This is a genomic window from Sphingorhabdus sp., assembly GCF_044357595.1.
Taxonomy (GTDB): domain Bacteria; phylum Pseudomonadota; class Alphaproteobacteria; order Sphingomonadales; family Sphingomonadaceae; genus Sphingorhabdus_B.
In genome coordinates, this window is the sequence record NZ_JBIKPH010000117.1 from 1 (window position 1) to 7,809 (window position 7,809).

Below are 7,809 nucleotides of genomic sequence, written 5' to 3' on the forward strand. Positions count from 1 at the left end.
AGATGAGTGTTCACGAACGGATCGAAGAGATCGTCAAAGGCAATAATGTCGTCCTGTTTATGAAGGGCAGTCCGTTATTTCCGCAATGCGGCTTCTCCAGCAAGGCGATCGCCATTCTCGACCATCTTAATGTCGCTTATGAAAGCGTAGATGTGTTGCAAGACATGGAAATCCGCGCTGGCATCAAGGATTATAGCGACTGGCCAACCATCCCGCAGCTTTACGTCAAAGGCGAATTTCTGGGCGGCTCAGACATCATGATGGAAATGTACGACGCTGGCGAATTGCAGGAATTGGTTGAAACCGAAGGCTTGGCAAAGGCCAGCTAATCAATCCGTATCATTTACGACAATCAGCCTTGGCTGCATGATGTGAATCCATAGCAAAGCCAGCAAATACGCGCTGGCGCAGATGCCAAACATCGGGGCGTAGCCGAGGCCTGACTCTAACGACCAGCCCGCAAATTCAAGCATGGCTGCGCCGCTGAGATTGCCAGCCAAGGCTCCAATTGCAATAACGCTGCCGACCTGACGCGCAGGTACGATATCTGCTGCCATCCCAAAGATATTGGTCGAGAAACCCTGATGCGCGAATAAGGCGAGACCAATAATAAGCGCCGCTATCCATTCATTGGGTGCTTGCAATGCCAGTGGGATTGGGAGGATCAGAAAGGCGTAGAAAAACATTGAGCTCTTGCGCGCCGCATTCGCAGTCATGCCCTTACCCAGAAGGATCGGGAACAAGATACCGCTGGTCACTGCGCCAACGGCAGCCAGTGCATATACGATAGAGGTCGGCGCGCCAATTTCGGCCTGCCCGAGCCCAAATTGCCGCGCAAAAAAATCCGGCGCCCAGAAAAGAATAAACCACCAGACAAGATCGGTAAGCAGCTTTGCCCCTGCAACCGCCCAGGTGCGGCGCTCCTTCAACAGTTCGCTCCAGGGCGCACCCTTCGCTGCAGGGGTTGCGGCTGTCGGCGCTGCCGCACCCAATGGCTGAAGCTTTGCTGTCCCAAGCCACCAGAAAACCAGCCAAACAAACCCCAACGCACCTGTTATAATGAACGCTTCACGCCAGCCGTACGTGATGGCAATCCACGGCACCGTGAGTGGAGCCAAGATCGCGCCAATGTTTGAGGCGCTGTTGATGACACCAATGCCTATAGATCGTTCGCGAATGGGCAGATAGGTGGCAGCTGATTTCATGGCCGCTGGCGTGTTTACAGATTCGGCAACAGCCAGCGTGACCCGTGCCGCAACGAACTGCCCGACACTGCTTGCGAATGCATGCCCCATTCCAGCCAAGCTCCAGATGGCGACGGCCAAGCCATAGCCCCAACGGACACCGAAGCGGTCGATAAACCAGCCAACTCCCAAAAGCGCGACTGCAGTAGCGATCTGGAACGCTGATCCGAAATGTCCAAATTCGCGATCCGTCCAACCAAACTCCATTTGAAGCGTCGGTTTGAGCAACGCCAGCACTTGCCGATCAAGATAATTGAGCGCCGTGCCAAAGAACAAAAGCGCGATCAGGCCATAACGGATGAACCGCATTGCATTGTCTGAACTGGTCATCTTGGTTTCGGCCATTGAATCCACTCCCACGCCCTGCTTTATGCTGGAACTCCCCAACACATGTGCCTATAGATGGCTATATGACACCGCAAGACATAAACGCGAATTACATCGCTGACCTCTATGGCGAAACCTATCTTGCCGATGATAATCCGCCACTGCGCAAGCGGTTGGTGCTCGGTGCGCTGTTTCCTGGCTTTGCGGTAGTAGCGATCGCTTCGGTCGCGGCAACCTGGTTCTCCGAGCATTACGGAATGCCAGTAATTTTGGCGGGTTTGCTGCTTGGTTTAGCTCTCAATTTTGTTTCAGCCGAGCAAAAGGTACATCCCGGACTCGATTTCTGCGGAACTGTTTGCCTACGCTGGGGCATCGTCCTTTTGGGTACGCAAGTCACCGCAATGCAAATTGGAGGTCTTGGAGCGCTCGCCTTTTTGGGGCTAATTGGCATTATGTCATTGGTGATGGGTGCCGGATTGTTGGGCGCACGCCTAACCGGGCAAAGCAATTACGCTGGTTGGCTAGCAGGCGGCGCAACGGCGATCTGTGGGGCGTCGGCAGCATTAGCGATTTACGCAGTTATAGGCCGCGAGCGCCTCAACCAAACGCAGTTTACGCTCACCTTGGTGGGCGTCGCGTTGGCAAGCGCAGTTGCGATGTCTTTCTACCCGATCATTGCGGCGCAACTCGCTTTCACGGATAAGCAAGCCGGCTTCCTGATGGGAGCGGCCGTACATGACGTAGCTCAAGCACTTGGCGGCGGGTACAGCTTCTCGCAATCGGCGGGTGAAACCGCAACCATCGTCAAATTGTCGCGCGTAGCTTTGCTCGCGCCCGCTGTGGCGCTTATCGGGCTTGCTATTGGGTCCAGCGACGGTCGGCCCAGAAGCCTTGCGTCGCGGTTGAAGCTGCCTTGGTTCATTCTCGCATTCTTTGCCACCGTTGCGATCAACTCTGCCGTGGCGGCACCAGCCTGGGTGGCGCAATATGGCCTGATCGCCTCTAAGGCTATGTTATTATTCGCTGTTACGGCCACTGCAATGCGGTCGCGACTTGATTTGCTGCTGAGTCAGGGTACGAAGGCCCTGTTTCCCGTCATACTGGCCACCTTAACGGCCTTTGTGGCGTCAGCAGCATTCGCATGGGCCTTTTTATGAGCGAACAGATTTATGACCTGGCGGTAATTGGCGGCGGCATTAATGGCGCCGGCATCGCACGTGACGCCGCTGGCAGGGGCGCGCACGTTATCCTGCTTGAGCGCGGAGACCTTGCGCGGGGCACTTCATCGGCATCAACGAAACTTATTCATGGCGGGCTTCGCTATCTTGAGCATTATGAATTTGCGCTGGTGCGGGAATCGTTGATTGAGCGCGAGCGGCTTTGGGCCATCGCGCCACATATTATCTGGCCGCTTCGGTTCATCCTGCCGCATCAAAAAGGTACTCGTCCTGCGTGGCTCGTGCGCATTGGCCTGTTCCTTTACGACCACATCGGTGGCCGCAAGCTGCTGCCAGCAACGCGCACCGTCAATTTGAAAAATGCGCCCGCAGGCAAGCCACTTCGCCCAGAATTTGCGAAGGCGTTTGAATATTCCGACTGCTGGGTCGACGATGCGCGGCTCGTCGTTCTGAATGCGATGGATGCTGGCGAGCACGGAGCAGATATCCGCACCCTATGCGAAGTAACCCACCTGGAACGGCGCGACGGGCTTTGGCATATAGAAATTGCCGGACAAGCACCTGTATTGGCCCGCGCGGTCGCGAACGCAGCAGGACCGGCGGTTCTGGACTTGCTCGCACGGACGACAGGGCATGATCGCAAAACCGGCGAAACCATCCGTCTGGTGAGAGGATCGCACATCGTTGTGCGCAAGATTTTTGATACGCCGCAGGCTTATTTCTGCCAAAATCCCGATGGTCGCATTTTCTTCGCCATTCCTTATGAAGATGACTTCACCCTAATTGGCACCACTGATGCCGACCATAAAGGTTCGCTCGACGACATTCACGCCACGCCAGAGGAAATCGATTATATTTGCCAATCGGCGGGGGCGTATTTCAGGCAGCCTATAACCGCCGCTGACGTCATTTATAGTTTTGCTGGCGTCCGGCCCTTGGTCGATGACGGCTCTGGCAAGCCCGAAACTGCCTCACGCGGTTATCATTTCGAACTGGAGGTTGGTGAAGGGGATACCGCCCCGATATTGTCCGTCTTTGGTGGCAAAATCACCACGTACCGCCACCTGGCAGAGAGCGCGGTGGATAAACTTGCGGCGCATTTACCTGTCCTAAAAGGCCAAAGTTGGACGCTGCGTGCGCCACTGCCCGGGGGAGATTTTCCAATAGATGGCGCGGCAAACCTCGCAGCCACACTTGAGTGCGATTTCGGGTTTTTACCGCCATCACTCTTGCACCGATGGGTGCGCAGCTATGGGACCAGAACACGAACGATATTATCAAATGCCACATTCCTTTCGGATTTGGGCACGGACTTCGGACATGATTTATATGCGGCCGAGGTTGGCTATTTGATCGATCATGAATGGGCGCAATCCGCAGACGATATTTTATGGCGCCGCAGCAAGCTCGGCCTGCGCTTCTCTATTGCCGCGACGCAAAAGCTTGAAAAATATGTGAAAGTGAGACTGCAGCGCCGCCACACCTAGGCGGAAAGCGTTCTTCTGCAACCCGGCCCACTTTCAAAAATATCCGAGGATTTACGCTCTGCGCATTCATCTTGTGGCGAAAGCTGCCGTCAATGGCATAACAAAGGCAACTTCCGCTATATTGAATCCTTTATAGCTTGATTTAAGCAACCAAAAGGACCATCTGGCCCTAATCGGAGCGAATTTATCTGATTAGGATACGCAAGATGCGTTTGTCGAATATGGCCGATTATGCAGTGGTGATCATGAGCGCAGCTTCGCGCCATTGCGGCTCTGCGCGCGTATCGGCAACCGACCTTGCCGCCGAAACCGGTCTGGCCCTGCCCACCGCACAAAAGCTTGTCAGCATTCTTACGAAGGCGGGCCTGCTGCGTTCGGCGCGCGGTACAGGAGGTGGAATCATGCTTGCCCGTCCCGCTGCCGCTATTAGCGTTGCCGACATTATTGAGGCGGTCGAAGGTCCAATTGCCCTGACGATATGCTGCGATGCCCACAAGCAATCTTTGGGGCAGCATTGCGTAAAAGAAGGCAATTGTAGTGTTCAGGCGCACTGGCCAGTCGTCAACACTGCGGTGCGCGGCGCGCTGGCACAAATCAATTTGGCGGGATTAACGCGATGAGCGACGAGTTGGATATGAGAGATAAGGCCGCGTGGGACGCCGCTGAAAAGGTCGCCGATTACGAGCATGGCTGGTCATCGGACATTGAAACGGACTTCGCGCCCAAGGGGCTGACCGAAGACACCGTTCGCTTCATTTCCGCCAAGAAAAACGAACCCGAATGGATGCTCGAATGGCGGTTGAAGGCGTTTGCATTGTGGAAAACGATGACGCCGCCCGATTGGGCAAAGCTCAACGTGCCTCCCATCGATTATCAGGATGCATATTATTACGCCGAACCAAAGGCCAAGCCAAAGCTTGGCTCGCTGGACGAGGTAGACCCCGAAATCCTGCGTATTTATGAAAAGCTGGGCATTCCGATTGCAGAGCAAGAAGTGCTCGCTGGCGTCGAGGGCGCGCGGCGCGTGGCTGTGGACGCCGTGTTCGACAGTGTTTCGGTCGCTACCACCTTCCGCGCCGAACTGGAACGTGCTGGCGTCATCTTCCGCAGCATTTCGGAGGCGATTAAGGAATATCCGGAGCTGGTGAAGAAATGGCTCGGCAAGATTGTGCCGATGCATGACAATTATTTTGCAACGTTGAACTGCGCGGTCTTCTCCGACGGGACATTTGTCTATATCCCTGAAGGCGTGCGATGCCCGATGGAGCTTTCCACCTATTTCCGTATCAACGCGGAGAATACCGGCCAGTTTGAACGCACGTTGATTATCGCTGATAAGGGCAGCTATGTCAGCTATCTTGAGGGCTGCACCGCGCCGATGCGTGACGAGAATCAGTTGCACGCCGCTGTTGTCGAACTCGTTGTGTTGGACGACGCCGAGATTAAATATTCGACCGTGCAAAACTGGTACCCCGGCGATGCCGAGGGCAAAGGTGGCATCTATAACTTCGTGACCAAGCGCGCTTTGTGTCAGGGCCGGAACAGCAAGGTGAGCTGGACGCAAGTCGAAACGGGCAGCGCTGTGACGTGGAAATATCCAAGCTGCGTCCTCAACGGCGAAAACAGCGTCGGAGAGTTTTACTCGGTTGCCGTCACCAACAATTATCAGCAAGCCGACACCGGTACAAAGATGATCCACAATGGCAAGGGCAGCCGCTCGACCATCGTCAGCAAGGGTATCAGCGCGGGACACAGCAACAACACTTATCGCGGGTTGGTGCGGGTCGCGCCTAATGCCGAAGGCGTGCGCAACTTCACGCAGTGTGACTCGCTGCTTTTGGGCTCACTCAGCGGTGCCCACACCGTGCCCTATATCGAAGTGCGTAACCTAAGCGCGCAGATCGAACATGAGGCAACGACCAGCAAGATTAGCGATGACCAGATGTTCTACGCGATGGCCCGTGGCCTGAACGCCGAGGAAGCCGTCGCATTGATCGTCAACGGCTTTGCCAAGGAAGTGCTGCAGCAACTGCCGATGGAATTCGCGGTTGAGGCGCAAAAATTGTTGGGTATTTCGCTCGAAGGGTCCGTCGGATGAACCCTTTATCACGCGACGTTGGTACACAGTCTTTACGGAATTAATTCATCATGCTCCAAATAACAAACCTCCACGCCACTGTTGGCGATAAACCTATTCTCAAGGGCCTCACGCTCTCCCTCAACGCGGGCAAAATCCATGCGATTATGGGACCCAATGGCGCTGGCAAATCGACGCTGGGATATGTGCTGTCTGGTCGGCCCGGCTATGAAGTGACCGAGGGTTCAGTGACCTTCAACGGGAACGACCTCCTCGACCTCGAACCACACGAACGCGCCGCCGCTGGCTTGTTTTTGGGTTTTCAATATCCAGTCGAAATCCCCGGCGTGTCAAACGTCCAGTTTCTGCGCGAGGCATTGAACGCGCAGCGCAAGAACCGTGGCGAGGCACCTTTATCGGGCGCTGAATTCTTGAAGGTTGCACGCGAGCAGGCGGGCGCGCTTGGCATGGATATGGATATGCTGAAGCGTCCGGTAAATGTCGGCTTTTCAGGCGGCGAGAAGAAGCGCAACGAAATGGTGCAAATGGGCATCATCAACCCCGCACTCGCGATCCTCGATGAGACCGACAGCGGCCTCGACATTGACGCGCTTCGGACGGTTGGCGACGGCATTAACCGCATCATGCGCAAGCCTGACAAAGCCGTGTTGCTGATAACGCATTATCAGCGGCTACTTGATTATGTGAAGCCGGACTTCGTCCACGTCCTTGCCGATGGCCGCATCACGCGGACCGGCGGCGCGGAACTGGCGCTGGAACTGGAGCGTGACGGGTATAAGGAATTGGCGGCTTGAATCGGTCTGCCCCCACACGGCACGACGAGGCATGGCGCTACAGCGACATTTCCGCTGTGGAGGCCGCGTGGCCATTGGCTGCGCCTGAAAGCATCATCGTGCCTGCGGGCGGCGATTTCGCCCGTACGATCTTGCAGGACACCGGATCCATCCACCAACTTGATATTGCCATCGGCAAAGGCGCAACCACCGCAATCCATGTGCTCAACATCGGCGGCGATTATGGCCGCGTTGAATTGAATGTGACGCTGCACGAGGGCGCGGATTTCAAACTAGGCGCAGTGCAAATAGGCGGCGGTACCCAAAATCTCGAAATTATTACCACCGTTACCCATGCCGAGCCCAAAGCGACGTCGTCGCAGATCGTGCGCTCGGTCCTCGCTGGCACCGCGGCCGGAACCTATCTGGGCAAGGTCGCCGTCGCGCGCGATGCGCAGCTGACCGACAGCGTGCAGTCGGTGAAGGCCATGCTGCTTGACCGCAGCGCGACCGCGAATGCGAAGCCCGAACTCGAAATCTACGCCGACGACGTCAAATGTGCACATGGCTGCGCGATTGGTGAGCTGGATGCGATGGGGCTGTTTTATCTGCAAGCACGTGGCATTGCGCCTGCGGATGCAAAGAAGCTGATGTTGCAAGCCTTTGTCGCTGGCGTTTTTGATGGCGCTGCGGATGAGGAGA

At 55.9% G+C, this 7,809-nt stretch carries 8 protein-coding genes; 7 read left to right on the plus strand and 1 reads right to left on the minus strand.

The window, feature by feature from the left end:
* Nucleotides 1-2 precede the first annotated feature (2 nt).
* A complete protein-coding gene (grxD, locus tag ACIQ2T_RS10555; protein WP_397590772.1) occupies nucleotides 3-329 on the plus strand; it encodes a Grx4 family monothiol glutaredoxin in 327 nt (108 codons plus the stop codon).
* Here grxD and ACIQ2T_RS10560 read toward each other — a convergent pair whose 3' ends face one another.
* Nucleotides 330-1,589 (minus strand): MFS transporter, encoded by a 1,260-nt coding sequence (locus tag ACIQ2T_RS10560; protein ID WP_397590773.1) that lies wholly within the window; start codon nucleotides 1,587-1,589, stop codon nucleotides 330-332. It lies immediately after the preceding gene.
* A 65-nt stretch (nucleotides 1,590-1,654) separates the two neighbouring features.
* On the opposite strand from ACIQ2T_RS10560, the gene ACIQ2T_RS10565 reads away from it, so the two are divergent.
* The 6 genes from ACIQ2T_RS10565 to ACIQ2T_RS10590 all read left to right on the plus strand — a co-directional run.
* Nucleotides 1,655-2,728 carry a YeiH family protein gene (locus ACIQ2T_RS10565; RefSeq protein WP_397590774.1) on the plus strand — a complete coding sequence of 358 codons (1,074 nt, stop codon included), beginning with the start codon at nucleotides 1,655-1,657 and terminating at the stop codon, nucleotides 2,726-2,728.
* Complete coding sequence (locus tag ACIQ2T_RS10570; RefSeq protein WP_397590775.1) at nucleotides 2,725-4,236, plus strand: glycerol-3-phosphate dehydrogenase; 1,512 nt, start codon at nucleotides 2,725-2,727, stop codon at nucleotides 4,234-4,236. The genes ACIQ2T_RS10565 and ACIQ2T_RS10570 overlap by 4 nt, the downstream gene beginning before the upstream one ends.
* A gap of 206 nt (nucleotides 4,237-4,442) precedes the next feature.
* Complete coding sequence (locus ACIQ2T_RS10575; RefSeq protein WP_306063668.1) at nucleotides 4,443-4,856, plus strand: SUF system Fe-S cluster assembly regulator; 414 nt, start codon at nucleotides 4,443-4,445, stop codon at nucleotides 4,854-4,856.
* Nucleotides 4,853-6,334 carry a Fe-S cluster assembly protein SufB gene (gene sufB, locus ACIQ2T_RS10580; RefSeq protein ID WP_397590776.1) on the plus strand — a complete coding sequence of 494 codons (1,482 nt, stop codon included), beginning with the start codon at nucleotides 4,853-4,855 and terminating at the stop codon, nucleotides 6,332-6,334. The genes ACIQ2T_RS10575 and sufB overlap by 4 nt, the downstream gene beginning before the upstream one ends.
* A 50-nt stretch (nucleotides 6,335-6,384) precedes the next feature.
* Nucleotides 6,385-7,128: a Fe-S cluster assembly ATPase SufC gene (sufC, locus tag ACIQ2T_RS10585; protein WP_397590777.1), complete on the plus strand. Its 744-nt coding sequence runs from the start codon at nucleotides 6,385-6,387 to the stop codon at nucleotides 7,126-7,128.
* A partial coding sequence (locus ACIQ2T_RS10590; protein WP_397590778.1) for a SufD family Fe-S cluster assembly protein occupies nucleotides 7,125-7,809 on the plus strand: 685 nt, incomplete at its 3' end. The genes sufC and ACIQ2T_RS10590, both read left to right, overlap by 4 nt.